Origin of the sequence: Bradyrhizobium sp. Mp27, assembly GCF_029953005.1 — a bacterium.
Classification (GTDB): Bacteria; Pseudomonadota; Alphaproteobacteria; order Rhizobiales; family Xanthobacteraceae; genus Bradyrhizobium; species Bradyrhizobium barranii.
Genome location: NZ_JASAUS010000623.1, coordinates 1 through 525, shown reverse-complemented (window position 1 = coordinate 525; position 525 = coordinate 1). Strand labels below are relative to the sequence as shown.

Below are 525 nucleotides of genomic sequence, written 5' to 3'. Positions count from 1 at the left end.
GTCTCGGTCATGGCGTATCGCTCTCCTCGAGAGGTTCTGGCAGGCTCGTCACCCGCCTCGATACGCCGCCTTCCTCACACCGTCATCACCCAGATTCCGCCATAGCTCTCGATTCGCTCGTTGACCCTCTATTGAGTCGCTGCATTGACAACCGCCCGATAGAAGTGCTGCGGGAAGCGCGCCTGGACGACGCCGGACACGGTCCCAAGGAAATCCCAACGCTCGTTGATCGTCGCGCTCCCTTGCAGCACGGCGAGCGTTTGCAGCGGGTAACGCTTCTTCGTGCGACGACGCACAATGAGCACCTTTTCGCCCACCACGATCTGGAACGTCTTCCGCTTCTGCGTGTCCACGCGCTTCAACTGGCGACGCACCACGGTATGAACCGGGGCGCTGCCAATGGAGCCGTATGGTTTGATCGTAAGCGCGTATTTTACCGCACAGGCTACGCGCGCGGCTGGCCGCGGCGTCGCGTGACGCCGGGCCCCAGCAGTGTCATCGGAACGGCTTGGTTGACCTGAGCGT

Annotated in this window: 1 pseudogene; it reads right to left on the bottom strand. The window is 62.3% G+C overall.

What is annotated here, in order from left to right:
• Positions 1–128: 128 nt before the first annotated feature.
• Positions 129–525, bottom strand: a pseudogene (locus tag QJT78_RS52050) (hypothetical protein); the annotation flags it as partial.